This is a genomic window from Streptomyces venezuelae, from assembly GCF_008642355.1.
GTDB classification, from domain to species: domain Bacteria; phylum Actinomycetota; class Actinomycetes; order Streptomycetales; family Streptomycetaceae; genus Streptomyces; species Streptomyces venezuelae_B.
Map to the genome: position 1 here is coordinate 5,707,696 of NZ_CP029193.1, position 25,436 is coordinate 5,733,131.

Genomic DNA, 25,436 nt, shown 5'->3' on the forward strand with positions numbered 1-25,436 from the left:
CCATGGCCTACCGGCCTTCCAAGCGCACCAGGAAGACGCTCCTCGGAGTCGGCGCGGGCGCCCTGCTCGTCGGCCTGAACGCGCCCGCCGCGCTCTCCTTCGCCGAGGAGAAGTACCACGCGTACAAGATCGCCCAGCCCGGCTACAAGAAGAAGTACGGCTCCTGGAAACAGGTCAGCATTCCGGAGGAGTTCCGCACCAACGCCATTCACGCCGCGCTGCTCCACACGGGCAAGGTGCTGATCGTCGCCGGGTCCGGCAACGAGCAGAAGAAATTCGACGCCGGGTCCTTCGACACCGTGCTGTGGGATCCGAAGAACGACACGTTCAAGAAGATCCCGACACCCGAGGACTTCTTCTGCTCAGGGCACGCGCAGCTTCCCGACGGACGGCTTCTGGTGGCCGGAGGGACCGCCCGCTACGAACTGCTCGACGGGGAGGTCGAGCGGGCGGGTGGCGGCATGCGGGTGAAGAACGAGAATCCCGACAAGCCCGTCGTCCTGAAGAAGGGCACCAAGTTCCGGTCGCCCTCGGGTGTCGAGTACGTCAGCAAGTTCGACGTCGAAGTGCCCAAGGCCAAAAGGGACTTCCAGATCACGTACTCCAAGTCCGGTGTCATGCAGCCCTGGAAGACCAAGGTCAAGGCGAGCGAGGCGCGGGTCTTTGTCGAGGCGGTCCAGGACGGCGAGCAGTCCGTCACCGAGAAGTCCGCGCAGTACGAGATCGAGGGACTGACCGGTGAGGAGGCCGACAACACGTACGGCATCGCCGAGAAGATCGACATGGAGAAGCAGGACTTCCAGGGGATCAGGGCGGCGTACGAGTTCGACCCGAAGGCCGAGAAGTACGTTCCCGTGGAGCCGATGGAGAAGGCCCGCTGGTACCCGACGCTCGTCGGCCTGGAGGACGGCAAGGTGCTCGCGGTCTCCGGACTCGACGACGTGGGCGTCGTCGACCCGGGCGACAACGAGATCTACGACCCGAAGACGAAGAAGTGGACGGACGGGCCCAAGCGGTACTTCCCCACGTACCCCGCGCTCTTCCTCACCAAGGGCGGAAAGCTCTTCTACCCCGCCTCGAACGCCGGTTACGGGCCCGCGGACAAGGGCCGTGAGCCGGGTCTGTGGGACCTGGACACGAACAAGTTCGAGAAGGTCCCCGGCCTGGAGGACCTCGACCAGACCGAGACGTCGGCGTCCGTGCTGCTGCCGCCCGCCCAGGACCAGAAGGTGATGATCCTCGGCGGCGGGGGAGTGGGCGAGTCGGAGAAGTCGACCCGGCGGACCGCCGTCATCGACCTGAAGGAGGACAACCCGTCCTTCAAGACGGGGCCGCAGCTGCCGCAGGGCACGCGCTATCTGAACAGCGTCCTCATGCCGAACGACTCCGTCTTCACGACGAACGGGGCGTCGGACTACCGCGGACGCAGCGCGAGCAACATCCACAAGGCGCAGTTCTACGACCCGAAAACGAATGCGTTCCAGGAGGCCGCGGCGCCCGAGGTCGGCCGCAACTACCACTCCGAGGCGCTGCTGCTGCCCGACGGCCGGGTCGCCACGTTCGGCTCCGATCCGCTCTACGACAACGAGCAGAACACCAAGCTCGGCCACTTCGAGCAGCGCATGGAGATCTTCACGCCGCCCGCGCTCCACCGCGGCGGCGCCACCCGGCCGGTGCTCGGCGAGGGGCCCGAGGAACTGGCGGCCGACGGCCGCGCGACCTTCCGGATCGACCGCCCCGAGACCATCGCGTCGGCCCGTCTGATGCGGCCGAGCGCGGTCACCCACACGACGGACGTCGAGCAGCGGTCCATCGCGCTGGAGGTCAGCAAGGGCAAGGGCTCGGTGACGGTGGACGTGCCGCGCGAGGACGCGGCGCTCGTACCGCCGGGCTGGTACATGCTGTTCGTGACGGACACGGACGGCACGTCGTCCGAGGCGAAGTGGATCCACGTCGGTACGGACGACTGAACGACCGGCATCGGTAGAAGGCCGCCTGCGGAGCCGCGTGCTCAGGCGGCCTTCGCGTTGCGCGCGAGGCCCAGCGCGTAGTCCGGCCACCACTGGCCCGCCGCCGGACCGCCCCGGCACGGTCCGTCCGAGTCGCCGGGCCGCTTGATCCACAGCACGGCGTCGACCAGCGGGTCGCCCGTGCGGTCGGTCGGCGGCGTGCCGAGGCCGCGTCCCGGCGGGTTGCACCAGGCGTCCTGACGGTCGCCCGCCAGCGGGCCCCTGCCGTTTCGGCTGGTGTCCATGACGAAGTGCTTGCCGCCGACCGTGGCCGACAGTGTGCGGCCGTACGCCTTGATCGTCCGGTCGCTCTGGAAGTTGGAGACGTTCAGGGAGAAGCCGTCGGCCTGCGCGACGCCCGCCTTCTGGAGCGGCTCGGTCAGCTTGCCGGGCTCGGAGATCCAGCCGGGGTTCCCCGCGTCGAGGTACACCGTGACCTTCGGCTGCCGCTTCAGCCGCTGGATCGCCTCGGAAAGCAGCTGGTAGCGGTCCTCGTGGTACTCGGCCGGGGTGCAGCCGTCCACGATGTGCGGGATCGCGTCGGGTTCGAGGACGACCAGCGCGGGCGCGTCGCCGATCGCGCCGGCGAACGTGTCCACCCAGCTCCGGTACTGGTCCGCGCTGCCCGCGCCGCCCGCCGAGTGCTGGCCGCAGTCGCGGTGCGGGATGTTGTACGCGACGAGCACGACGGTGCGGTTCTCCTTCGCCGCGCCCCGCACGGCCTGCGCGATGTCGGGCGCCGGGTCGTCGCCCGCCGGCCACACGGCCATGGGCTGCTCGGAGATGCGCCGCAGGGCCTCCGCGTCGCGCGTGCGGCCCTGCTGCCGCCACTGCTCGACCTGGCGTGCGGCGGGGCTGTCCGGGTCGACCCAGAAGGTCCCTTCCGGCGGCCCGGCGGACCCGGTGGCGGCCCCGCGCACGGTGGCCTCCTCCTTCGCGCCGGACGCGGATTCGGAGGAGCAGCCCGCCGGGAGCCCGAGGGCGGCGAACGCCGCCAGTGCCGTGAACGTGCGGAGCAGCCGGTGCATCCAGCCCCCTTGGGCGGTGGTGACGGTGACAGTGACGGTCAGTCAGCCCGGCAATCGTTACATAAAGGACTGGTCACGGTCTTGAGCCACACCGCCCCCCGTGGCGAGGGCGGTGCCGAGCGGGGTGCACTCGTAGATCACCCGGTGTCCGTACCGCCGCGACACCAGGAGCCCGGCGCCCCGCAGCGCCGCCAGATGCGCGGAGACGGTCGACGGCGCGAGTCCGAGGCGGTGCGCGAGCTCCGACGTGGTGGCGGGCGCGTCGAGTGCGGCGAGCACGGTGGCGCGCCCCCGGCCGAGGAGCCGTACGAGCGCCTCGGGCGTACGGTCCGACGGCTCCGCCCACAGACCGGCCACGCCCCGCACCGGGTAGGCGAGCGTCGGCTGCCACGGGGCGTCGAAGCCGCTGACCACGTCCGGCCAGGAGAAGACGCTCGGGATCAGGATCAGCCCCTCCCCGGTCAGGTGCCGCACGTGTTCGTCGTGCCACTCGACGGTGAACGTCCCCGTGTCCCATGCCAGGCGCCGGTCCAGCTCCGGAAGCAGCCCGCCCAGTCCGACCTCCGCGAGCCGCCGCGAATGGAAGGCGACATCGGCCTCCAGGAGCGCCCGCAGCCGCGGCCACTCCGGTTCGATCAGCGCGTGCCAGGCCGCCTCCAGGGCGTCCGCGAGCTCCAGGACCGCGCCCGCCGGATCGGCGAGCATGGCCCGCCCCCTCGGGGAGTCGACGGCGCCCGGGGTGCAGGCGAGCGCCCGCGCCATGTCGTCCCGGGCGGCCACCGGATCGGCCGCGCGGACCCCCGCGATCTCCTCCTCGAAGCGGGCCGCGGGCCCGATCGGCGGCGGGCCGAGGAAGTCGGGCGAGTGCCCGCGCCGCGGCATCAGGAGCCAGAGCGCCGAGAGGTCGAGGTCACGGGCCGCCTCACGGATCCGGCGCAGCCACCGGGGGTGGTAGGCGTGGCGGTCGGGGCGCTTGAGGGTGCGTACGGCCTCCTGCGTCTCCCACAGCGGCGACACCGCGAACCGGCAGCGCAACAGGTCGTCCTGGCCGAAGTGGATGTGGAAGGGCACGGGTCCGGGCTCCTTGTCGCGGTCTTTCGGCGGCCGGGCGATGTCGTCGCGGACGTGGCGCCGGACGTTCGCCGGGATATCCGCATGGACATTCGCCGGAGAACGAAACTTTAGGGCGGCGGGCTCTGTCCGCGTGAGGCTGCGCCCATGCCGCCGTCCACCCCGCCCACCGCAGCCGCCACCGGCTACCGGCGCGTCTTCGCCGTACGCGAGTTCCGGGCCGTCTTCGTCGCGCACGCGCTCTCCCTGCTCGGCGTCGTCGTCAGCGAGATCGCGCTGACCGTCCTGGTCTACGGCCTCACGGGATCCCCGCTGCTCAGTGCGCTCACCTTCGCCCTCGGCATGCTGCCGTACCTGGTGGGCGGCACGCTGCTGTCCGGGATCGCCGACCGGTGCCCGCCGCGCCTCGTGCTCGTCGTGTGCGATCTGGTGTGCGCCGGGTGCGCGGGCCTGATGGCGCTGCCCGCGACCCCCGTCGCCGGGCTGCTCGCGCTGCGCTGCGCCATCGCCCTCGTCGCGCCCGTCTTCAACGGCACGCGCATGGCGACCCTCACGGACATCCTCGGGGACGGCGAGCTGTTCGTCCTCGGCCGGTCCCTGCTGCGGATCGTGTCGCAGAGCTCCGTCCTGGTGGGCTTCGGGGTCGGCGGCGTACTCCTCACCGTCGTCTCGCCGCGCGGCGCGCTGACCATCACCGTCTGCACGTTCGTGGCGTCCGCGCTGCTGCTGCGGTGGGGGACGAAGCGGCGGCCCGCGCGCGGGGGCAGCGGCGACGGCGCGCTCGTCCGCCACTCGCTGGGCGGCGCGCGCGACGTGCTCGGCGACCGCCGCGTGCGGGCCCTCATGCTGCTCTTCTGGGCACCGCCCATGTTCATGGTCGTCCCGGAGGCACTCGCCGCGCCCTACGCGGACGAGGTCGGCATCGGCGTCGCGGGCGTCGGCCTCCTCATGGGCGCCGCACCGGTGGGCACCATCGCGGGCGAGCTGTACGCCGGGTCCGCGCTCTCCGCGGGCACGCGCGCCCGCATCGTGCTGCCACTCGCCTCGCTCGCGCTGGTGCCGCTCACCGTGTACGCGTTCACGCCGGGTCTCCTCCCGGCGCTCGTCGCCCTCGCGCTCACGGGCGCGGCCTCGGCGTACACGCTGGGTCTCGACCGCTGGTTCGTCGACGCCGTGCCCGACGAGCTGCGGGGGCGTGCGATGACGGTGCTGACGGCGGGCCTCATGACGATCCAGGGCGTCGGCATGGCGCTCGCGGGGCTCGCCGCGGAGTTCTTCGCGGTGAGCACGGTCGTCGCGGGCGCGGGGGTCATCGGCACGGTCTGCTGTCTGCTCCTGGCGGCGGAGGTACGTTCGACCGAATCGCGAGACGGGGCTGACCACCATGTGACCGACGGGTAAGGTCGATGGCGTGCCGAAGCCGCTCAGCCTCCCCTTCGATCCCATCGCCCGCGCCGACGAGCTCTGGAAGCAGCGCTGGGGATCGGTCCCGGCCATGGCCGCGATCACCTCGATCATGCGGGCGCACCAGATTCTGCTCGCCGAGGTCGACGCGGTCGTGAAGCCGTACGGACTGACCTTCGCGCGCTACGAGGCGCTGGTGCTGCTCACCTTCTCGCAGGCCGGCGAGCTGCCGATGTCGAAGATCGGCGAGCGGCTCATGGTGCACCCGACGTCGGTCACGAACACGGTGGACCGCTTGGTCAAGTCCGGTCTGGTCGACAAGCGCCCGAACCCCAACGACGGCCGCGGCACGCTCGCCTCCATCACGGAGAAGGGTCGCGAGGTGGTCGAGGCCGCGACGCGCGAGCTGATGGCGATGGACTTCGGGCTCGGGGTGTACGACGCGGAGGAGTGCGGGGAGATCTTCGCGATGCTCAGGCCGCTGCGGGTGGCGGCGGAGGACTTCGAGGAGAAGTAGGTCCGGACGCGGGGCCCGGGGCAGGACCGGCTCGTTCCGGTCGGCCGGGGTCGGCGAAGATCGCGCACATCAGACGGTTACGCTCGTAGCCATGAAATCCAGCGTGCTGACCCGCTACCGGGTGATGGCTTACGTCACCGCCGTCATGCTCCTCATCCTGTGCGCCTGCATGGTGGCCAAGTACGGCTTCGACACGGGCGAGGGGCTGACCCTGGTGGTCTCCCAGGTCCACGGAGTCCTCTACATCATCTACCTGATCTTCGCCTTCGACCTGGGTTCCAAGGCGAAGTGGCCGTTCGGGAAGCTGCTGTGGGTGCTGGTCTCGGGCACGATTCCGACCGCCGCGTTCTTCGTGGAGCGCAAGGTCGTCCGCGAGGTCGAGCCGCTGATCGCCGACGGCTCCCCGGCGACCGCCAAGGCGTGATGGCGTAACTCACCACCGCCACGGACAGGTCCGTGGCGGTTGGCCATCGACTTTTACTAGGACGTCCTAGTAAATTCGATGGTATGGACGCTGACGCGATCGAGGAAGGCCGCCGGCGCTGGCAGGCCCGTTACGACAAGGCCCGCAAGCGCGACGCGGACTTCACCACGCTCTCCGGGGACCCGGTCGACCCCGTCTACGGGCCGCGGCCCGGTGACACGTACGACGGGTTCGAGCGGATCGGCTGGCCGGGGGAGTACCCCTTCACGCGCGGGCTCTACCCGACCGGGTACCGCGGCCGGACCTGGACCATCCGCCAGTTCGCGGGCTTCGGCAACGCCGAGCAGACGAACGAGCGCTACAAGATGATCCTGGCCAACGGAGGCGGCGGCCTCTCCGTCGCCTTCGACATGCCGACCCTGATGGGCCGCGACTCCGACGACCCGCGCTCGCTCGGCGAGGTCGGCCACTGCGGCGTCGCCATCGACTCCGCCGCCGACATGGAGGTCCTCTTCAAGGACATCCCGCTCGGCGACGTGACGACGTCGATGACCATCAGCGGGCCCGCCGTGCCCGTCTTCTGCATGTACCTCGTCGCGGCCGAGCGCCAGGGGGTCGACCCGGGCGTCCTCAACGGCACGCTCCAGACCGACATCTTCAAGGAGTACATCGCGCAGAAGGAGTGGCTCTTCCAGCCCGAGCCGCACCTGCGCCTCATCGGCGACCTGATGGAGCACTGCGCGCGCGACATCCCCGCGTACAAGCCGCTCTCCGTCTCCGGCTACCACATCCGGGAGGCCGGGGCGACGGCCGCGCAGGAGCTGGCGTACACGCTCGCGGACGGCTTCGGGTACGTGGAGCTGGGCCTCAGCCGCGGCCTGGACGTCGACGTCTTCGCCCCGGGCCTCAGCTTCTTCTTCGACGCCCACGTCGACTTCTTCGAGGAGATCGCGAAGTTCCGGGCGGCGCGGCGCATCTGGGCGCGGTGGCTGCGGGACGAGTACGGCGCGAAGACCGACAAGGCGCAGTGGCTGCGGTTCCACACGCAGACGGCGGGTGTCTCGCTGACGGCTCAGCAGCCGTACAACAACGTGGTCCGTACGGCGGTCGAGGCCCTCGCCGCGGTGCTCGGCGGCACGAACTCCCTCCACACCAACGCGCTGGACGAGACCCTCGCCCTGCCGAGCGAGCAGGCGGCGGAGATCGCGCTCCGTACGCAGCAGGTGCTCATGGAGGAGACCGGGGTCGCGAACGTCGCCGACCCGCTGGGCGGCTCCTGGTACATCGAGCAGCTCACCGACCGCATCGAGGCCGACGCGGAGAAGATCTTCGAGCAGATCAAGGAGCGGGGGCGGAGGGCCTGCCCGGACGGGCAGCACCCGATCGGGCCGATCACCTCGGGCATCCTGCGGGGCATCGAGGACGGCTGGTTCACCGGCGAGATCGCCGAGTCCGCGTTCCAGTACCAGCGGTCCCTGGAGAAGGGCGACAAGCGGGTCGTCGGCGTCAACTGCCTCGAAGGTTCCGTCACGGGAGACCTGGAGATCCTCCGGGTCAGCCATGAGGTGGAGCGGGAGCAGGTGCGTGAGCTGGGCGGCCGGAAGGCGCGCCGTGACGACGCGCGGGTCCGCTCCTCTCTGGACGCGATGCTCGCGGCGGCACGGGACGGCTCGAACATGATCGCCCCCATGCTGGAGGCGGTCCGCGCGGAGGCGACGCTCGGGGAGATCTGCGGGGTGCTTCGCGAGGAGTGGGGGGTTTACGTGGAGCCGCCGGGCTTCTAGGCGGCGCGCTGTCCTCCGCGGGCGGGCGGGGGGGGGAACTGCGCGAACACCCCCCCCACCGAGCCGCAGACGGGTACGCGACCGGGTTGCCGGGGTGCGTGGTCGGGATTCGCGGGTTTAAGACCCAGAGGTCTGGGCAGGTGCCGGGCCGGCCAGACGCACCCCGCCCCAGGAGAACCCGTGAGCTCGACCGGTCACGCCCGCACCGCCGCCCTCGCCATCGGTGCTGCCACCTGCACCGTTCTCGGCGCGCTGCTCGTGGGCGGCTCCGGCGAAGTGAGCGCCAGCCCGCCGCCCGAGCCGCAGGTGCAGGACGACTTCGACTCCCTCGGCCCCGACGTGCGCGCCGTGAAGCTCTCCGACGGGCGGACCGCCCACTACTCCGACACCGGTGAGAAGGACGGAAAGCCCGTCCTCTTCATCGGCGGCACCGGCACCAGCGCCCGCGCCTCGCACATGACGGACTTCTTCCGCACCACCCGCGAGGACCTGGGCCTGCGTCTCATCTCCGTGGAACGCAACGGCTTCGGCGACACCGAGTTCGACGAGAAGCTCGGCAAGGCCGACTTCGCCGGGGACGCCCTGGAGGTCCTCGACAAGCTCGGCGTCGACGACGTGTCCGTCGTCGCGATATCCGGCGGCGGCCCCTACGCCGCCGAACTCGCCGCCCGTGCCCCGGAACGGATCACCCAGCTGCACCTCGCCGCCGCCCTCCCTCCGTACGGCACGAAGCCCGCGTACTGCGGTCTCTCCGACGACGCGCTCTCCGACGCCGTCGAGGACCAGATCAAGGACCCCCGCAAGTGGTGGGCCTTCCCCGACGACAGCCCCGTGAAGTCGATTCCCGGTTTCGCCGACACGGCGTACGAGGAAGGGGCGCGCACGTACCACCAGCGCGGCCAGCAGGCGGACCCCGCGCCCCAGGTCCACGAGCAGAAGCTGTACTGCGGGCGCCCCGGCCCCGACCTGTCGAAGCTCGACGCCCCCGTCTACCTCTACGGCGGCAAGAAGGACACCACCGTGCCGCCCGCGACCCTGAGGACATGGCAGAGGGAGCTGCCGGGCACCGCGAAGGTCCGCTCGTACGCCGACTCCGGGCACGACGTGCAGTACCGGCACTGGGACCAGATCCTCGTCGACCTGGCCGGACACGGCGACCGCACCGTGGTCTGCAAGGGCGACCACACCCGCGTACTGGCCGCCCGCGAGGCCGACCGCCTCGTCACCAAGGACAGGGCCACACTCGGCAGCTGCGCCTGGGAGAAGGACAAGTAGACGCGCTTCAGGGCCTCAAGGCGCCGGTGGAATCAGGCGGAAGAGTGCTCCTCCTCCCGGTGCCCGTTCCGCCGTCAGGTCCGCTCCGTGTGCGTGTGCGATCTGGCGGGCCATCGCCAGACCGAGGCCCGAGCCGGGGAGGGCGCGGGCCTTCTCGGCGCGGTAGAAGCGGTCGAAGACGAAGGGCAGGTCCTCCTCGGCGATGCCGGGGCCGTGGTCGCGTACGGACAGTTCCGTGCGGGTCAGGGTGATCTCGACCGGGCCGCCCGGTGGGCTGAACTTGGCCGCGTTGTCGATGAGGTTGGTCAGGAGGCGGGACAGGCGTGCCGGTACGCCCGGCATCGTCAGGTCGGCCGCGTCCGGCGCCACGTGGAGGGTGAAGGAGACCGTCGGCCAGTGGCCGCGGGCCGCGTCGACCGTGTGGGTGACCAGCGGGGCCAGCCGTACCTCTTCGAGGAGGGGCCGCGGCTCCTCCTCCCTCGCCAGTTCGATCAAGTCGTTGACCAGGCCGGTGACCTCGCGCAGCTGACGCGCGAGTGCCCCGGAGGCCCGGTCCCGCTGGGTGCTCGTCAGCCGGTCCGCACGTGCCAGGAGTTCCGCGTTCGTGCGCAGCGCGGTCAGCGGGGTGCGCAGTTCGTGCGAGGCGTCGGCGACCAGGCGGCGGCGGGCCGCGACGGACTCCTCCAGTTCGGCCAGCATCGTGTTGAAAGAGGTGGCCAGGCGGGTCACTTCGTCCTCGCGGCCCGCGCGGGCCGGCCGGCCCGGGGGGAGTTCGATGCGGTGGCGGGCGTCGCGTGTGGCGGCGATGCGCTCGGCGGTCGCCGTCAGGCGGGTGATCGGGGCCAGGCCGGTACGGGAGACCCAGTAGCCGCCGAGCCCGGACAGCAGTACACCGGCTCCGCCCACCGCGGCGAGCAGCGACGCGGCCTGACTGACGCCGCGCTCGGCGATGTCCGCGCGCAGGGCGGCCTGTACCGCTACGCCCTCCTTGCCGAACGTGGTGGTGTACATGCGGCCCGGCTTGCCGCCGGGGAGCGTGATGTTGGCGTAGTAGGCGGGGCGGTGGCCGGCGGCGACCGCGCGCGTCCGGTCCGACACCGGCAGAAGGTAAGGCTCCGACGGGTCGTCCGCCGCGTCCGCCGGGACCAGCTGCGAGCAGGCGGGTGCCCCGAGGAACCGGCACTCGCCCGTCATGACGCCGAGCCCCTCGGACCGGTGCTGCTGGGCGATGAGCGTCGCCGACTGCGCGAGGTTCTGGTCGAGCTGCTGATACAGCTTGTAGCGGATCACGAAGAACGCGGCGGCACACACCCCGATCGCCACCACCGCCACGGCAGCCGCCGCCACCACCGCGAGGCGGGTCCGCAGCGGCCTGCGCCGCCGCCACCGCGCGCCGAGCCTGCGCCGCGCGCTCACGGGGAGCCCAGCCGGTAGCCGACGCCGTGCACCGTGTGGACGAGGCGGGGCTCGCCGCCGGATTCGAGTTTCCGGCGCAGGTAACCGACGTACACCGCGAGCGAGTTGGAGTCGGGGCCGAAGTCACGGCCCCACACCGCCTGCTGGATCAGCTCGCGCGGCAGGACCTGCCCCGCGTTGCGCAGCAGCAGCTCCAGCAGGACGGCCTCCGTACGGCTGAACTCGATCCGCCGCCCGCCGCGCCGACCGGTGCGCGTCGCGGGGTCCAGGACCAGATCGCCGTACGCGAGGTCATCGCCGTCGTCCGCGACCCGCTCCGGTGTCGCGCGCCGCAGCAGCGCCCGCACCCGCGCCACCAGCTCGTCGAGCGCGAACGGCTTGACCAGGTAGTCGTCGGCGCCCGCGTCCAGGCCGTCGACGCGCTCGCTCACCGAGTCCAGCGCCGTGAGGACCAGGACCGGCGTGCGGTCGCCCGCCGCCCGCAGCTGACGGCAGACCGCGAGGCCGTCCATGACCGGCATCATCACATCGAGGACCAGGAGGTCCGGCTGCCAGTGGGCCACCGCCGTCAGCGCGCGGTGGCCGTCCGCCGCGCCCCGCACATGGTGGCCCTCGACCGTCAGCGCGTCCTCGACGGCGGCGCGGACCTCGGGGTCGTCGTCGACGACCAGGATGCGGTGCGCCGTCCCGCCCGCGCCCGGCGGCCCGCCCTTGCTGGTCACGCTCGTGAAACTCATGGTCCAAAGGTGCCAAACACGGCTCTTAAAACCCTCTTAGACCGCCCCGTGAAGCTCCACTGCCATGCGAACCTCTCTCTCCGTCGTGATCGGCGCGGGCGGCACCGGCGGGCACATCTATCCCGGACTCGCCCTCGCCGACGCGCTGCGCCGGGCCGTACCGGGCGCGGTGATCTCCTTCGTCGGCACCGAACGCGGCCTGGAGACCCGGCTGATACCCGACGCCGGATACCGTCTCCACACCGTCGACATGATCCCCTTCGATCCGTCGCTCGGCGCCCGCCGCTACCTGCTCCCCGCCGCCCTGCTGAAGTCCGGCGCCCAGTGCCGGGCCATCCTGCGCGAGCAGAGCGCACAGGTCGCCGTCGGCATGGGCGGTTACCCCAGCGCCCCCGTCATCGTCGGCGCCCGCATGGCGGGGCTGCCGAGCCTCATCCACGAGTCCAACGCCGTACCCGGCCGCGCCAACCGGTTCGCCGCCCGGCTCACCCCGAACATCGCCGTCGCCTTCGACCGCAGCCGCGCCCACCTGCCCGGCGGCGACCGCGCGCACACCACCGGCATGCCGATCGCGGCGCCGCTCGCCGCGCTCGACCGGGCCGCGCTGCGCCCGCAGGCCCGGCGCGAGCTCGGCGTGCCGCCCGGCGCCCGCCTGATCCTCTTCAACGGCGGCAGCCTCGGCGCGGCCCGCCTCACCGAGGCGGCCGTCGGCCTCGCGGCACGGTGGCGGGAGCGCAGGGACGTACACCTCCTCATCAAGACCGGGCCCGCGGCCCTGGACGAGACGCGGGCGCGGCTCGCCGCCGAGGGCGGTGACGCGGTCGCCCGCGCCGTCCCCTACCTCGACCGCATGGACCTCTCCTACGCCGCCGCCGACCTCGTCGTGTGCCGCGCGGGCTCGGCGACCGTCGCCGAACTCGCCGCCACCGGCGTCCCCGCCGTACTCGTGCCCTACCCGCACGCGCCGGGCGACCACCAGACCCACAACGCCCGGGTCCTCTCCGACGCCGGAGCGGGCCTCCTGCTGCCCGACGCCGAGACCACCGCGGACCGGCTCGCGCAGCTCGTCGGCCCGCTCCTCGCGGACCCGGTGCGGCTCGCCGCGATGAGCGGCGCCGCCGATCCCGGACCGCACGCCCGCGCCGCCGACCTGCTCGCGGAGCGGGTCCTCGGACTCACCCGCACCACGTCCCACCTGGAGTACGCATGAACACCTTTTCCTGGCAGAACCGCACCGTCCTCGTCACCGGCGCCGAGGGCTTCATCGGCTCGACGCTCGTCGACCAGCTCCTCGAAGCGGGCGCGAAGGTCCGGGCGTTCGTGCACTACAAGCCGTACGCGGAGAAGGGGCACCTGGCGCATCTCCTGGGTGACTCCAGGGTCGAGATGCTCGCGGGAGACGTACGGGATCCGGGGCGCGTGATGGACGCGGTCGCCGGTTGCGACACGGTCTTCCACCTCGCCGCGCTGATCGGCATCCCGTACTCGTACGACTCCCCGGGCGCGTACGTCCAGACGAACGTCGTCGGCACGGAGAACGTCGCGGAGGCGTGCCGGCGGCACTCCGTGCGGCGCATGGTGCACACGTCCACGAGTGAGGTGTACGGGACCGCCCTGACGGCGCCGATCAGCGAGGCGCACCCGCTTCAGCCGCAGTCGCCGTACTCCGCGTCGAAGATCGGCGCCGACATGATGGCGCTCTCGCACTGGCACGCGTTCGAGCTGCCGGTGACGGTGGTGCGGCCCTTCAACACGTACGGTCCGCGCCAGTCGGCGCGCGCCGTCATCCCGACGATCCTCGCCCAGCTCCACGCGGGCGCGCGCGAGATCAAGCTGGGATCGCTGACGCCCACGCGGGACTTCACGTACGTGACGGACACGGCGCGCGGCTTCATGGCGCTGGCCGTCGCCGACCGGGCGCTCGGCCACGCGGTCAACCTCGGCGTGGGCCGGGAGATCTCCATCGGTGACCTCGCGGAGGCGCTGATCGCGGCGTCGGGGCGGGAGGCGTCCGTGGTCGTCGATCCGGCGCGGCTTCGCCCTTCGGGGAGTGAGGTGGAGCGGCTTCTGTCGGACAACTCCCGGGCGCGGGAGTGGGCGGGGTGGGTTCCTGAGGTCTCCCTTGCCGAGGGGCTCAAGCACACGTCGGCCTGGGTCGCCGAGAACCTGGCGCTGTTCGCGCCTGAGCGGTATCAGGTCTGACGGTTCGCCGCGAGCCGGTGGGGGCTGGTCGCGCAGTTCCCCGCGCCCCTGGCCGAGCCGTGCCTCCGGCACCCGTTCAGGACTGTGCGGCTGCTGCCGCCAGGCCTCCCAGCAGGAGCAGGGTGAACCGTCTCGCCCACTCCTCGTCCACCGGCTCCGCGCTGACCAGCGCGCGGTGGACCACCGCGCCCGCGATCACGTCGAAGATGAGGTCGGCCGTGCGGCCCGCCGAGACCGCGTCGGGTTCGGCGGGGAGTTCGCCGCGCTCCTGGGCCCGCTCGCGGCCCGCGAGGACGAGCCGTTTCTGGCGGTCGACGATGGACGCGCGGATGCGGTCCCGCAGCGGCTCGTCCGTCGTGGACTCCGCGACCACCGCCATCAGCGCCGTCTTCGTCTCGGGCCGCCCGAGCAGCACCGCGAACTGCAGGACGACGCCCTCGATGTCCGCGGCGAGGCTGCCCCGGTCGGGCAGCTCCAGCTCGTCGAAGAGCTCCGCCACCGCGTCCACGACCAGCTCGCTCTTGCCCGCCCAGCGCCGGTACAGGGTCGTCTTCGCGACGCCCGCGCGCGTGGCGACGGCGCCCAGCGTCAGCTTGGACCAGCCGAGTTCGACGAGGCCCTGCCGGGTCGCCTCCAGGATCGCGGCGTCGGCGGCCGCGCTGCGCGGGCGGCCGCCGGTGCGGGCGGGAGGCGTGGAGGACGTCGTACGGCTCTGCATGGCGGCGACCATACCGGTCAGTACGTAGCCGTTCGGGGTGCCGCGTGAGGGAGATCACCGCAAGGGGCCTCCCCAGGCCCGGGAGCGGACAGTTACGCTACGACCCGTAGCGAAAGCCACGAGCGGAAGCCGTGAGCGGACGCCACGAGTGACAACCACACGCAGCACGACCACCGGCCCGAGGTGGGGACCCCGGGCCCGCGACCGGTCCGCCGGTCTCCACAGGGACTCGAACCGTGCCGCCCCCGACCCCCGCATTCCGGCGGAGGGTCACGGACGGGCACGGTTCCCGCACGGCTTGGGGGAGGATGTACTCATGCAGCCACGGAACATGTCCATGAGCGGAGTCGTCGACCTCGCCGCGGTGAAGGCGGCCCAGGAGGCCAAGGCGAAGGCGGAGCAGGCGCGCGCCGAAGCGGCCCGGCAGGGCGGGGGTGCGGCGGGCGCCGCGATCTCCCCGGCCTCCCTCGTCATCGAGGTCGACGAGGCGGGGTTCGAGCGCGACGTCCTGCAGCGCTCCACCGAGGTCCCGGTCGTCATCGACTTCTGGGCCGAGTGGTGCGAGCCGTGCAAGCAGCTGGGCCCCCTCCTGGAGCGGCTCGCGCAGGAATACAACGGCCGTTTCCTCCTTGCCAAGATCGATGTCGACGCGAACCAGATGCTGATGCAGCAGTTCGGGGTCCAGGGGATCCCGGCTGTCTTCGCGGTGGTGGCCGGACAGGCCCTGCCCCTTTTCCAGGGTGCCGCCCCCGAGGCGCAGATCCGCCAGACCCTGGACCAGCTCATCCAGGTCGGCGAGGAGCGCTTCGGTCTGACCGGTCTCGTCGTCGACGCCGACGCGCAGGGCGGACAGGCCCCCGCGGCGCCGGAGGTGCCGGCCGGTCCGCACGACGCCCTGCTCGAAGCGGCCGTGCAGGCGCTGGACGCGGGCGATCTCAACGGTGCCGTGCAGGCGTACAAGAACGTGCTCAGCGACGATCCCGCTAACACCGAGGCCAAGCTGGGCCTCGCCCAGGCCGAACTGCTCCACCGCGTGCAGGGTCTGGACGCGCAGGCGGTCCGCAAGGACGCGGCCGACCGCCCGGCCGACGTGCAGGCGCAGATCGCCGCCGCCGACCTGGACCTGGTGGGCGGCCACGTCGAGGACGCCTTCGGGCGGCTCATCGACACGGTCCGGCGCACCGCGGGCGACGACCGGGACGCCGCGCGGGTGCGGCTCCTCGAACTCTTCGAGGTCGTGGGCGGCGAGGACCCGCGCGTGACGTCGGCGCGCACGGCGCTCGCCCGAGTCCTCTTCTGACCCTGATCCCGCACCCCCGGCTGACCAGTCCCTAAACGCGGGGCACTGTGATGCCGGAGTGAAAAGTCTGTTCCCAGACGTCACAGTGGCCGCACTTTGCCAAAACTTGGCAAATGCGGCCACTGTTACTGCGAGTAAGACATCGGCTTCCCTCTGCGTGGATACGTCCGATGATGCCCCGTTCTGCGACGCGGTTCGGGGCCACCGTCCGTGCCCGACCGATACCGCCCGGTCGCGCTTCGGTTATCCGGCCGTTACTAGCCAGTAACGAACCCCCTTGTGCGGGGGCCGAGAATGCACCACGATCGGCCACGCTCGGTCCGTTGACCCGCAGCCCGAAAGCCAGTCGGGAGCGGGCCTTTCGGGTCCCCACCGAGCAGGCCGGTGACGCCGTCGCCGGTCTGGACAGGGGGGTCTCTGCCGTCACCGGCAGGGCCTGTCCGCGAGGTTGTGCGTGATGCGTCAGGCGCGACCAGTGGTTGTCGCTCGGGGGTGATCGCCGGTGAACGTGGTGCGGTTGCGCGCCTCCGATGCGGGCGCTCTCCTTCCCGAGGACGTAGCACTTCTCCCATCCCTGCCCGGCTGAGCCGCCCGAAAGGGACCAGTCAGGGCCGGAGATGTACGTCCGAGAAGGAGGAAAGTCATGGAATCTGTGGCTCGTGGCGGAACCAGATGGAAGCGGTTCGCCGTGGTCATGGTGCCGAGCGTCGCGGCTACCGCCGCGATAGGCGTCGCCCTCTCGCAGGGCGCGCTCGCGGCATCGTTCAGTGTGTCCGGCCAGTCGTTCAAGGTGTCGGCCGACAAGCTCGACGGCCACGGAATGGTTCAGTACGGCGGCGTTGACGTCGGTGTCGACATGGAGGGCAAGAAGGCCGCCCACCCCGTGTCGGTCTCCGCCTTCAAGAAGGCCAAGATCACCAACATGTGCCAGTCCGTCGTGACGCACATCCCGGTGCTCGGCGACGTCACGCTCCAGCTGAACGCGGGCGGCGGCAAGAAGCCCGTCGAGGCCAAGAACCTGTACATCGACGTGGCGCAGCTCGATGCCGACGCCGAGTTCAGGGGCATCAACATCGGTGTCGCTGCCGGGTCCTCCACCAAGGGCCCCGGCATGAAGGGCGGCAAGGAGCAGGCGAACCCCAACGGTTTCGCCCAGGAAGCCGACCGCGCCATCCTGAAGAACATCGAGCAGACGGCCTGGGCCACCAGCGCCGGCACCTTCAAGCTGAGTGGCCTCAACATGAAGCTGCACAAGGGCAAGAAGGAGTGCTTCTAAGCACTCGCTTGAGCACTCGCTGAGCCCTTGACCCGCCGGTGCTTCAGGGCGGGCTCGGGGCAGCGGCTGGCCGGGCGGGCGGGGAGATCCACTCTCCCGCCCGCCACCACAGAGCTTCACCGAATTCACGTACCGCCGGTTCCAAGGAGCTGTTTTCCCATGAGCGCCAAGTCACCGGGGCCGAACGACCACTTCCTCGCCGTCTACCGCAGGAAGTTCCGGGCCTGGCGGGGCTCCCGCCCGTTCTGGGCAGGCCTCCTCACCATCCTTGGCGGCGTACCGATCGCCTACCTGCCCTACGGCAACATCAAGCTCGGCAACCTGACGCTCGCCCTGGCCACGACGGCGGGAGCGGGTTCGCTGATCATCGGCGTACTCCTGATGGTGCTCGGTCTGACCATGTGGTTCCAGGTGCACACACGCGTCTTCGCGGGTGTCGCGGCGATCCTGCTCGCCCTGGTCTCCCTGGTCGTCTCCAACATCGGCGGCTTCCTCATCGGCTTCCTGCTCGCACTGATCGGCGGCGCCCTCGGCATCGCCTGGGGCGAGCCCGGAAGCATGCCCGCCAAGGGCGCGAAGGCCGCGAAGGGGCGTACGGAGAAGGCGTCCGAGCCCGCGGTCGCGGGCGCCCCGAACGGTGTGGACGGTGCGAGCGCCAACGACGATCTGTCGGCAACGAGCCCGGTGGACGGGACGAACGGGAGGCACCGTGCAGGCTGACGAGGTGCACCACGACGACCGCGCGGGGGAGTCCCGTGCGAGATCCGGGCCGCGGCACGCGGCCCCCAGGAAGCCGCTGCTCACCCGTCTGCAGATGCCCGCGGGCAAGGCGATAGCCCTCGCGGCCATGCCGAGTGCGGTGCTCATGGGAATGGGCCTGACGCCCACGCTCGCGCAGGCGAAGCCCGGCGTCCCGAAGAACCCCTTCCGGGACGGGCCGTGTGTGACGGCGCCGGACGACGCTTCCAAGGACGTCGAGAAGGAAGCCAAGGACGCCAAGGACGCCAAGGACGCCGAGAAGAAGGCGGAGCAGGGCGAGGCGGCCAAGGGCGAGGCGGGCGAGAAGGAGACGGACAAGGACTCCACCGAGCCGACGCCCTCCTCCTCGGGGGACAAGGCCGAGACCGGCTCCGGCGACGAGACCGGCACGGACAAGGCCGGTTCCGGCACCGGGGACAAGGACACGGCCGAGGAGCCCGAGCCGGACCCCACGCCCTCCAAGACCAAGAACCCCTGGGACCCGCTGGGCGTGGGCGACGCGCTCAAGGACGTCTTCACGCCCGACAAGCCCGCCGACGCGCCGGACGAGCCCGCCGACGAGAAGTCCCCGGACGCGACACCGTCCCCCTCCGCATCGGAGGAGACGAAGTCCCCCGAGGACGAGGCGGGCGACAAGGCCGAGGACACCGTCAAGGACACGACGGACAAGGTCACGAAGCCGGTCGAGGACGCCGCCGACGAGCTCGACGACAAGACGGACGAGGTCGAGGACGAGCCCGAAGAGCCCGAGGAGTCCGCGGACCCCATGGCTCCGGACGCGGACGGCAAGAAGCCGTTCCCGTGCGTGGTCGAGAAGAAGGTCGACGGCGACGCCGAGACGACACCCGTGCCGATCCCGGACGACCCGTGGGAGCTGGAGGCCAGCTCCCTGCTCCTGAAGGGCCTCGACTACAAGGGCGTCGTGAACCTGACGACGGCCGGCGGCAAGAAGAAGCAGGCGCTGAAGTTCACCGTCGACAACGGCACGGACATCGGCGACCTGCACCAGATCGCCCCCGGCCCCGACGGCTCCAAGTACCACATCAAGGCGGACGCGGGCTCCACGTCCACGATCCGCGACGGGCAGACGATCATGTACACGGAGCGGCTCCAGGGCAACCTGTTCGGGCTGATCCCGATCGTCTTCGACCCCGAGCACCCGCCGCCGCTGAACGTTCCCATCGCGTACTTCACCAAGGTGAAGGTCGTGCAGGCCGCCCAGTTCGGCGGCACCCTGACGGTGCCGGGCCTGGAGCAGACGATCGACCGCTGACACCGGCCGGACCTACGGCGAGGGCGCCCCCTGATCCAGGGGGCGCCCTCGCCGTAGGTGCGCGTGCGGGCCGACGTCAGTCGCGCTCGCCGCCGCCCAGGTGGTGCACCCGGACCATGTTGGTGGTGCCGGGGACGCCGGGGGGCGAGCCCGCGGTGATGACGACCGTGTCACCGTCGTTGAAGCGGTTGAGCTTGATCAGCTCGGCGTCGACGAGCTCGACCATCGCGTCGGTGTTGTCGACGTGCGGCACGACGTATGTGTCCACGCCCCAGCTCAGCGTCAGCTGGTTGCGGGTCGACTCGTCCGTGGTGAACGCCAGGATCGGCTGGGCCGCGCGGTAGCGGGAGAGACGGCGGGCCGTGTCACCGGACTGGGTGAACGCGACCAGGGCCTTGCCGCCCAGGAAGTCGGCGATCTCGGCGGCGGCACGGGCCACCGAACCGCCCTGCGTGCGCGGCTTCTTGCCGGGCACGAGCGGCTGGAGGCCCTTGGAGAGCAGCTCCTCCTCGGCCGCGGTCACGATCTTCGACATCGTCTTGACGGTCTCGATCGGGTACGCGCCGACGCTCGACTCGGCCGACAGCATGACCGCGTCGGCGCCGTCGAGGATCGCGTTGGCGACGTCGGACGCCTCGGCACGCGTGGGGCGCGAGTTGGTGATCATCGACTCCATCATCTGGGTCGCGACGATCACCGGCTTGGCGTTGCGGCGGCACATCTCCACAAGGCGCTTCTGCACCATCGGGACCTTCTCGAGCGGGTATTCGACGGCGAGGTCGCCACGGGCCACCATCACGGCGTCGAACGCCGCGACGACGCCCTCCATGTTGGCGACGGCCTGCGGCTTCTCCACCTTGGCGATGACGGGGACCCGGCGGCCCTCCTCGTCCATCACCTTGTGGACGTCCTTGACGTCGTTGGCGTCGCGCACGAAGGACAGGGCGACCATGTCGCAGCCCATCTTCAGGGCGAAGCGGAGGTCCTCGATGTCCTTCTCCGACAGGGCGGGCACGTTCACGGCCGCGCCGGGCAGGTTGATGCCCTTGTGGTCGGAGATGACACCGCCCTCGACGACGATCGTCTTCACGCGCGGGCCGTCCACCTCGACGACGCGCAGCTCGACGTTGCCGTCGTTGATCAGGACCTGGTCGCCCTTGGAGACGTCACCGGGCAGACCCTTGTAGGTCGTGCCGCAGATGGACTTGTCGCCGGGGACGTCCTCGGTGGTGATGGTGAACTCGTCACCGCGCACCAGCTCGACGGGACCCTCGGCGAAGGTCTCCAGACGGATCTTCGGGCCCTGGAGGTCGGCGAGGACGCCGATGGCACGGCCGGTCTTCCCGGCGGCCGCACGGACGCGGTCGTACCGCCCCTGGTGCTCGGCGTGCGTGCCGTGGCTGAAGTTGAATCGGGCCACGTTCATGCCGGCCTCGATCAGCGAGACGAGCTGCTCTTCGGAGTCGACGGCGGGGCCCAGCGTGCAGACGATTTTGGAACGGCGCATGGGGGCGATCCTATCGGTTTGTTTCGCTACGGAATATTCCGTCTGGTGGAATCTACAAATGGGCGGACAGGCGCTCAGGCGTTGCGGCCACTGACCAATGCATACGTCTGATCGGCGATCTCCAGTTCTTCGTCGGTGGGCACCACGGCGACGGCCACACGCGCGTACTCCGGCGAAATGAGACGGGGTTCGTCGGAACGTACGGAATTGAGTGCGCCGTCCACCGCGAGACCCAGCTCCTCCAGGCCCGCCACCGCCGCTTCCCGCACCGGGGCGGCGTTCTCGCCCACCCCGGCGGTGAACGCGATGGCGTCCACCCGGCCGAGCACCGCGTAATAGGCGCCGATGTACTTCTTCAAACGGTGGATGTAGATGTCGAAGGCGAGAGCCGCCTCTTCGTCACCCTCGTCTATGCGGCGCCTGATCTCCCGCATGTCGTTGTCGCCGCAGAGACCGATCAGACCGCTCTTCTTGTTGACCAGAATGTCGATCTCGTCGATGGACATTCCGCCGACCCGGGCGAGATGGAAGATCACCGCCGGGTCCATGTCACCGGTACGGGTACCCATCACGAGCCCCTCCAGTGGCGTGAGCCCCATCGACGTGTCCACGCAACGGCCGCCCCGCACCGCGCTCGCCGAAGCGCCGTTGCCCAGGTGCAGCACGATGACGTTGACGTCCTCGGGCGCCCTGCCGAGCAGCTCCGCGGTCTTGCGCGAGACGTACGCGTGGGACGTGCCGTGGAAGCCGTAGCGCCGCACGCGGTGCTCGTCGGCGGTCTTCACGTCCAGCGCGTAACGTGCCGCGGACTCCGGCATCGTGGTGTGGAACGCCGTGTCGAAGACGGCGACCTGCGGCAGGTCGGGGCGGAGCGCCTGCGCGGTGCGGATACCGGTGATGTTCGCCGGGTTGTGCAGCGGCGCCACGGGGACGAGCCGCTCGATCTCCTTCATGACCGCGTCGTCGACGACCGTCGGCTCGGTGAACTTCAGGCCGCCGTGGACGACGCGGTGGCCGATCGCGGCGAGCTCGGGGGAGTCGAGGCCGAGCCCGTCGGCGGCCAGCTCGTCGGCGACGGCCCGCAGCGCCTGCTCGTGGTCGGCGATCGGCTCCTCGCGCTCACGGGGCTCGGCGCCGCCGCCGGTCAGCGGGGTGTGCTTGAGCCGGGAGGTCTCCTCACCGATCCGCTCGACCAGGCCCACGGCGAGACGCGAGCTGTCCCGCATGTCGAGGAGCTGGTACTTCACCGACGACGAGCCGGAGTTGAGGACGAGTACGCGCGTGGCGGTCACTGATCGAGACACCTTCTGTGGGGGGTTACTGGGTCGGCGGCTGGGGCTGGGACTGGATCGCCGTGATGGCGACGGTGTTGACGATGTCCTGGACGAGCGCGCCCCGGGACAGGTCGTTGACCGGCTTGCGCAGGCCCTGGAGGACCGGGCCGACGGCGATCGCGCCGGCCGAGCGCTGCACGGCCTTGTACGTGTTGTTGCCGGTGTTCAGGTCGGGGAAGATCAGCACGCTGGCCTGGCCCGCGACGTCCGAGTCGGGCAGCTTCGTGGCCGCGACCGACGGCTCCACGGCGGCGTCGTACTGGATCGGGCCCTCGATCTTGAGGTCCGAGCGCTGCTCGCGCACCAGCTCGGTGGCCTCGCGCACCTTGTCGACGTCGGCGCCCGAACCGGACGTGCCCGTCGAGTACGACAGCATCGCGATCCGCGGCTCGACGCCGAACTGCTCGGCGGTGGTCGCCGACTGCACGGCGATGTCCGCCAGCTGCGGGGCGTTCGGGTCCGGGTTGACCGCGCAGTCGCCGTACACGAGGACCTTGTCGGCCAGGCACATGAAGAACACGGAGCTCACGATGGAGGCGTCCGGCTTGGTCTTGATGATCTCGAAGGCGGGTCGGATGGTCGCCGCCGTCGAGTGCACGGAACCCGACACCATGCCGTCGGCGAGACCCTCCTGCACCATCAGCGTGCCGAAGTAGTTCACGTCGGCCACCACGTCGTACGCGAGCTCGACGGTCACGCCCTTGTGGGCGCGCAGCTCGGCGTAGGCGGCGGCGAAGCGGTCCCGCAGCTCCGAGGTCTGCGGGTCGATGAGCTCGGAGTCGGCGAGGTCCACGCCGAGATCGGCGGCCTTCTTGCGGATCTGCTCGACCGGGCCGAGCAGCGTCAGGTCGCAGACCCGGCGGCGCAGCAGCACGTCGGCGGCGCGCAGCACCCGCTCCTCGGTGCCCTCGGGCAGCACGACACGGCGCCGGTCGGCGCGGGCCCGCTCCAGGAGCTTGTGCTCGAACATCATCGGCGTGAGGCGGTCGCTGCTGGGCGCCGAGACGCGCCGGAGGAGGTCCGCGCTGTCGACGTACCGCTCGAAGAGACCGAGGGCCGTCTCCGCCTTGCGGGGCGTCGCCGCGTTCAGCTTCCCCTCAAGCGCGAAGAGCTCGGCCGCGGTGGGGAAGGAGCCGCCGGAGACCGCGACGACCGGGGTGCCGGGGGCGAGCCGGTCGGCGAGGGTGAGGATCTCCTGGCCCGGCTGCTCGTTCAGGGTGAGCAGGACACCCGCGATGGGCGGGGTGCCCGCGCTGTGTGCGGCGAGGGAGCCCACCACGAGGTCGGCGCGGTCGCCGGGGGTGACGACCAGGCAGCCCGGGGTCAGGGCGTTCAGGAAGTTCGGCAGCATGGCGCCGCCGAACACGAAGTCCAGGGCGTCGCGCGCGAGCCCCGAGTCGTCGCCGAGCAGCACGCGGCCGTCCAGCGCGTGGGTGATCTGCGCGACCGTCGGCGCGGAGAGGGCGGGCTCGTCCGGCAGGACGTAGCAGGGGACGGGGAGGCGGGCGTCGAGACGCTCGTGGATCTCGTCCCGGTCGGCCGGGGCGACCCGGTTGGTGACCATCGCGAGGACGTCGCAGCCGAGCGAGTCGTAGGCGCGGTAGGCGTTGCGCGTCTCGGCGCGCACCGACTCGGCGGTCTGGTTCTTGCCGCCGACCACGGGCAGCACGGAGGCACCGAACTCGTTGGCGAGCCGTGCGTTCAGCGCGAGCTCGTCGGGCAGCTGGGTGTCGGCGAAATCCGTGCCCAGCACGAGAACGACTTCATAGTCCCTCGCGACCCGGTGGAACCGGTCGACGAGCCGCGAGACCAGTTCGTCGGTGCCCTGCTCCGCCTGGAGCGCGGACGCCTCGTGGTAGTCCATGCCGTACACGGACGCGGCGTCCTGCGAGAGCCGGTACCGGGCGCGCAGCAGGTCGAAGAGGCGGTCGGGGCCGTCGTGGACCAGTGGCCGGAAGACACCCACCCGGTCGACCTGTCGGGTGAGAAGCTCCATGACTCCCAGTTCGACGACCTGACGGCCGTCGCCCCGGTCGATGCCGGTCACGTACACGCTGCGCGTCACGCGTGCTCTCTCCTTCGTCGAGTTCTTCGAGGTCGGGTGGGTCCGTCGCCGCTCCGAGGTCGGACAAAGTACCCGATATCGCGGCTGTGTCCTCTTGACAATACCTCTGCGGCTGATTAGGTCGCCCGCCGGACGAAAGCCCCGGCGGGCGGGGTACGAAGGTCCCCGCCCACCCCTTCCCCAAGTCCCCGCCCGGCCGTCGGACACACATCCGTCGGACATGTGTGAGCGGCGACCCCCCTTCGGCCGTGGAACAATCGGACCGGCTCACAAGTACCAGCAGCGAGCAGGAGACACAGCGCGATGCGTATCGGAATTCTCACCGCGGGCGGCGACTGCCCCGGCCTCAACGCAGTGATCCGGTCGGTCGTGCACCGTGCCGTGACGCACCACGGCGACGAGGTCATCGGCTTTGAGGACGGCTACGCGGGCCTGCTCGACGGGCGGTACCGCGCCCTCGACCTGAATGCCGTCAGCGGCATCCTGGCCCGCGGCGGCACCATCCTCGGCTCCTCCCGCCTGGAGCGCGCACGCTTCCGCGCGGCCTGCGACAACGCCAAGGAGCTCATCGAGCGCAGCGGCTTCGACGCGCTCATCCCGATCGGCGGCGAGGGCACCCTCACCGCGGCGCGGATGCTGTCCGACGCGGGCGTGCCGGTCGTCGGCGTCCCGAAGACCATCGACAACGACATCTCCTCCACGGACCGCACCTTCGGCTTCGACACGGCGGTCGGCGTGGCGACGGAGGCGATGGACCGCCTCAAGACGACCGCGGAGTCCCACCAGCGCGTGATGGTCGTGGAGGTCATGGGCCGCCACGCGGGCTGGATCGCCCTGGAGTCCGGCATGGCCGGCGGCGCGCACGGCATCTGCCTGCCCGAGCGTCCCTTCGACCCCGCCGACCTGGTCGCCATGGTCGAGGAGCGGTTCTCGCGCGGCAAGAAGTTCGCGGTGATCTGCGTCGCCGAGGGCGCGCACCCGCAGGACGGCACGATGAACTACGGCAAGGGAGCGATCGACCAGTTCGGCCACGAGCGCTTCCAGGGCATCGGCACGGCGCTCGCGTACGAGCTGGAGACCCGCCTCGGCAAGGAGGCCAAGCCGGTCATCCTGGGCCATGTCCAGCGCGGCGGCACCCCCACGGCGTACGACCGCGTCCTCGCGACCCGCTTCGGCTGGCACGCGGTGGAGGCGGTGCACCGCGGCGACTACGGCAGGATGACGGCGCTGCGGGGCACGGACATCACGATGGTGCCGCTGGCGGAGGCGACGACGGAGCTGAAGACGGTCCCGAAGGACCGTATGGACGAGGCGGAGTCGGTCTTCTGACCTCGCCG

General features: G+C 71.1%; 21 protein-coding genes. 13 read left to right on the forward strand and 8 right to left on the reverse strand.

From position 1 onward, the window contains the following. Window positions 1-2: 2 nt before the first annotated feature. A complete protein-coding gene (locus DEJ47_RS26575; protein ID WP_150175880.1) occupies window positions 3-1,970 on the forward strand; it encodes a kelch motif-containing protein in 1,968 nt (655 codons plus the stop codon). Window positions 1,971-2,011: 41 nt separating this feature from the next. Here the strand turns inward: DEJ47_RS26575 and DEJ47_RS26580 are convergent, their stop codons facing one another. Together DEJ47_RS26580 and DEJ47_RS26585 are read right to left on the reverse strand one after the other, a co-directional pair. Further along, on the reverse strand, window positions 2,012-3,037 hold the full coding sequence (locus tag DEJ47_RS26580) for a glycoside hydrolase family 6 protein (protein ID WP_150172339.1): 1,026 nt from the start codon (window positions 3,035-3,037) through the stop codon (window positions 2,012-2,014). Between the two features lie 57 nt (window positions 3,038-3,094). Then, window positions 3,095-4,108, reverse strand: a complete 1,014-nt coding sequence (locus tag DEJ47_RS26585) for an ArsR/SmtB family transcription factor (RefSeq protein WP_150172341.1) — start codon at window positions 4,106-4,108, stop codon at window positions 3,095-3,097. A gap of 147 nt (window positions 4,109-4,255) precedes the next feature. Between DEJ47_RS26585 and DEJ47_RS26590 the strand changes: the two genes are divergently transcribed. The 5 genes from DEJ47_RS26590 to DEJ47_RS26610 all read left to right on the forward strand — a co-directional run bounded on the left by DEJ47_RS26590 (window position 4,256) and on the right by DEJ47_RS26610 (window position 9,512). Beyond that, the gene (locus tag DEJ47_RS26590; protein ID WP_150172343.1) at window positions 4,256-5,509 is read left to right on the forward strand and encodes an MFS transporter; all 1,254 of its coding nucleotides are present in this window, start codon (window positions 4,256-4,258) and stop codon (window positions 5,507-5,509) included. Between the two features lie 10 nt (window positions 5,510-5,519). After that, window positions 5,520-6,029: a MarR family winged helix-turn-helix transcriptional regulator gene (locus tag DEJ47_RS26595; RefSeq protein ID WP_150172345.1), complete on the forward strand. Its 510-nt coding sequence runs from the start codon at window positions 5,520-5,522 to the stop codon at window positions 6,027-6,029. Window positions 6,030-6,120: 91 nt separating this feature from the next. Beyond that, complete coding sequence (locus DEJ47_RS26600) at window positions 6,121-6,453, forward strand: DUF3817 domain-containing protein (protein WP_150172347.1); 333 nt, start codon at window positions 6,121-6,123, stop codon at window positions 6,451-6,453. Between the two features lie 83 nt (window positions 6,454-6,536). Beyond that, a complete protein-coding gene (locus tag DEJ47_RS26605; RefSeq protein WP_150172349.1) occupies window positions 6,537-8,237 on the forward strand; it encodes a methylmalonyl-CoA mutase in 1,701 nt (566 codons plus the stop codon). Between the two features lie 180 nt (window positions 8,238-8,417). Then, window positions 8,418-9,512: an alpha/beta hydrolase gene (locus DEJ47_RS26610; RefSeq protein ID WP_317850840.1), complete on the forward strand. Its 1,095-nt coding sequence runs from the start codon at window positions 8,418-8,420 to the stop codon at window positions 9,510-9,512. Between the two features lie 15 nt (window positions 9,513-9,527). On the opposite strand, the gene DEJ47_RS26615 is transcribed toward DEJ47_RS26610, so the two are convergent. Together DEJ47_RS26615 and DEJ47_RS26620 are read right to left on the reverse strand one after the other, a co-directional pair. Next, the gene (locus tag DEJ47_RS26615) at window positions 9,528-10,928 is read right to left on the reverse strand and encodes a sensor histidine kinase (protein WP_150172351.1); all 1,401 of its coding nucleotides are present in this window, start codon (window positions 10,926-10,928) and stop codon (window positions 9,528-9,530) included. After that, window positions 10,925-11,665 carry a response regulator transcription factor gene (locus DEJ47_RS26620; RefSeq protein ID WP_150172353.1) on the reverse strand — a complete coding sequence of 247 codons (741 nt, stop codon included), beginning with the start codon at window positions 11,663-11,665 and terminating at the stop codon, window positions 10,925-10,927. Before DEJ47_RS26620 ends, DEJ47_RS26615 begins: the two co-directional genes overlap by 4 nt. A 64-nt stretch (window positions 11,666-11,729) precedes the next feature. Here DEJ47_RS26620 and DEJ47_RS26625 point away from each other — a divergent pair, with 64 nt between their 5' ends. Together DEJ47_RS26625 and DEJ47_RS26630 are read left to right on the forward strand one after the other, a co-directional pair. Further along, window positions 11,730-12,875, forward strand: coding sequence for a UDP-N-acetylglucosamine--N-acetylmuramyl-(pentapeptide) pyrophosphoryl-undecaprenol N-acetylglucosamine transferase (locus tag DEJ47_RS26625; protein ID WP_150172355.1), 1,146 nt, complete (start codon window positions 11,730-11,732; stop codon window positions 12,873-12,875). Beyond that, window positions 12,872-13,867, forward strand: coding sequence for an SDR family NAD(P)-dependent oxidoreductase (locus tag DEJ47_RS26630; RefSeq protein ID WP_150172357.1), 996 nt, complete (start codon window positions 12,872-12,874; stop codon window positions 13,865-13,867). The genes DEJ47_RS26625 and DEJ47_RS26630 overlap by 4 nt, the downstream gene beginning before the upstream one ends. Before the next feature lie 76 nt (window positions 13,868-13,943). On the opposite strand, the gene DEJ47_RS26635 is transcribed toward DEJ47_RS26630, so the two are convergent. Next, window positions 13,944-14,585, reverse strand: a complete 642-nt coding sequence (locus DEJ47_RS26635) for a TetR/AcrR family transcriptional regulator (protein WP_150172359.1) — start codon at window positions 14,583-14,585, stop codon at window positions 13,944-13,946. A gap of 316 nt (window positions 14,586-14,901) precedes the next feature. Between DEJ47_RS26635 and DEJ47_RS26640 the strand changes: the two genes are divergently transcribed. The 4 genes from DEJ47_RS26640 (at window position 14,902) to DEJ47_RS26660 (ending at window position 19,193) form a co-directional block, all read left to right on the forward strand. Beyond that, entirely contained in the window at window positions 14,902-15,885 is a 984-nt protein-coding gene (locus tag DEJ47_RS26640) for a tetratricopeptide repeat protein (protein ID WP_150172361.1), read from the forward strand. A gap of 643 nt (window positions 15,886-16,528) precedes the next feature. After that, complete coding sequence (locus tag DEJ47_RS26650; RefSeq protein ID WP_150172363.1) at window positions 16,529-17,161, forward strand: DUF6230 family protein; 633 nt, start codon at window positions 16,529-16,531, stop codon at window positions 17,159-17,161. Between the two features lie 159 nt (window positions 17,162-17,320). Beyond that, on the forward strand, window positions 17,321-17,881 hold the full coding sequence (locus tag DEJ47_RS26655) for a DUF6114 domain-containing protein (RefSeq protein ID WP_150172365.1): 561 nt from the start codon (window positions 17,321-17,323) through the stop codon (window positions 17,879-17,881). After that, entirely contained in the window at window positions 17,871-19,193 is a 1,323-nt protein-coding gene (locus tag DEJ47_RS26660; RefSeq protein WP_150172367.1) for a hypothetical protein, read from the forward strand. The genes DEJ47_RS26655 and DEJ47_RS26660 overlap by 11 nt, the downstream gene beginning before the upstream one ends. A gap of 76 nt (window positions 19,194-19,269) precedes the next feature. Here DEJ47_RS26660 and pyk read toward each other — a convergent pair whose 3' ends face one another. The 3 genes from pyk to pta form a co-directional block, all read right to left on the reverse strand. Further along, entirely contained in the window at window positions 19,270-20,700 is a 1,431-nt protein-coding gene (gene pyk, locus DEJ47_RS26665; RefSeq protein ID WP_150172369.1) for a pyruvate kinase, read from the reverse strand. A gap of 74 nt (window positions 20,701-20,774) precedes the next feature. Then, complete coding sequence (locus tag DEJ47_RS26670) at window positions 20,775-21,992, reverse strand: acetate kinase (RefSeq protein ID WP_150172370.1); 1,218 nt, start codon at window positions 21,990-21,992, stop codon at window positions 20,775-20,777. Between the two features lie 25 nt (window positions 21,993-22,017). Then, window positions 22,018-24,099 carry a phosphate acetyltransferase gene (gene pta / locus DEJ47_RS26675; RefSeq protein ID WP_150172372.1) on the reverse strand — a complete coding sequence of 694 codons (2,082 nt, stop codon included), beginning with the start codon at window positions 24,097-24,099 and terminating at the stop codon, window positions 22,018-22,020. A 303-nt stretch (window positions 24,100-24,402) separates the two neighbouring features. Here pta and DEJ47_RS26680 point away from each other — a divergent pair, with 303 nt between their 5' ends. Beyond that, window positions 24,403-25,428: a 6-phosphofructokinase gene (locus DEJ47_RS26680; RefSeq protein WP_150172374.1), complete on the forward strand. Its 1,026-nt coding sequence runs from the start codon at window positions 24,403-24,405 to the stop codon at window positions 25,426-25,428. The last annotated feature ends 8 nt before the right edge of the window (window positions 25,429-25,436 follow it).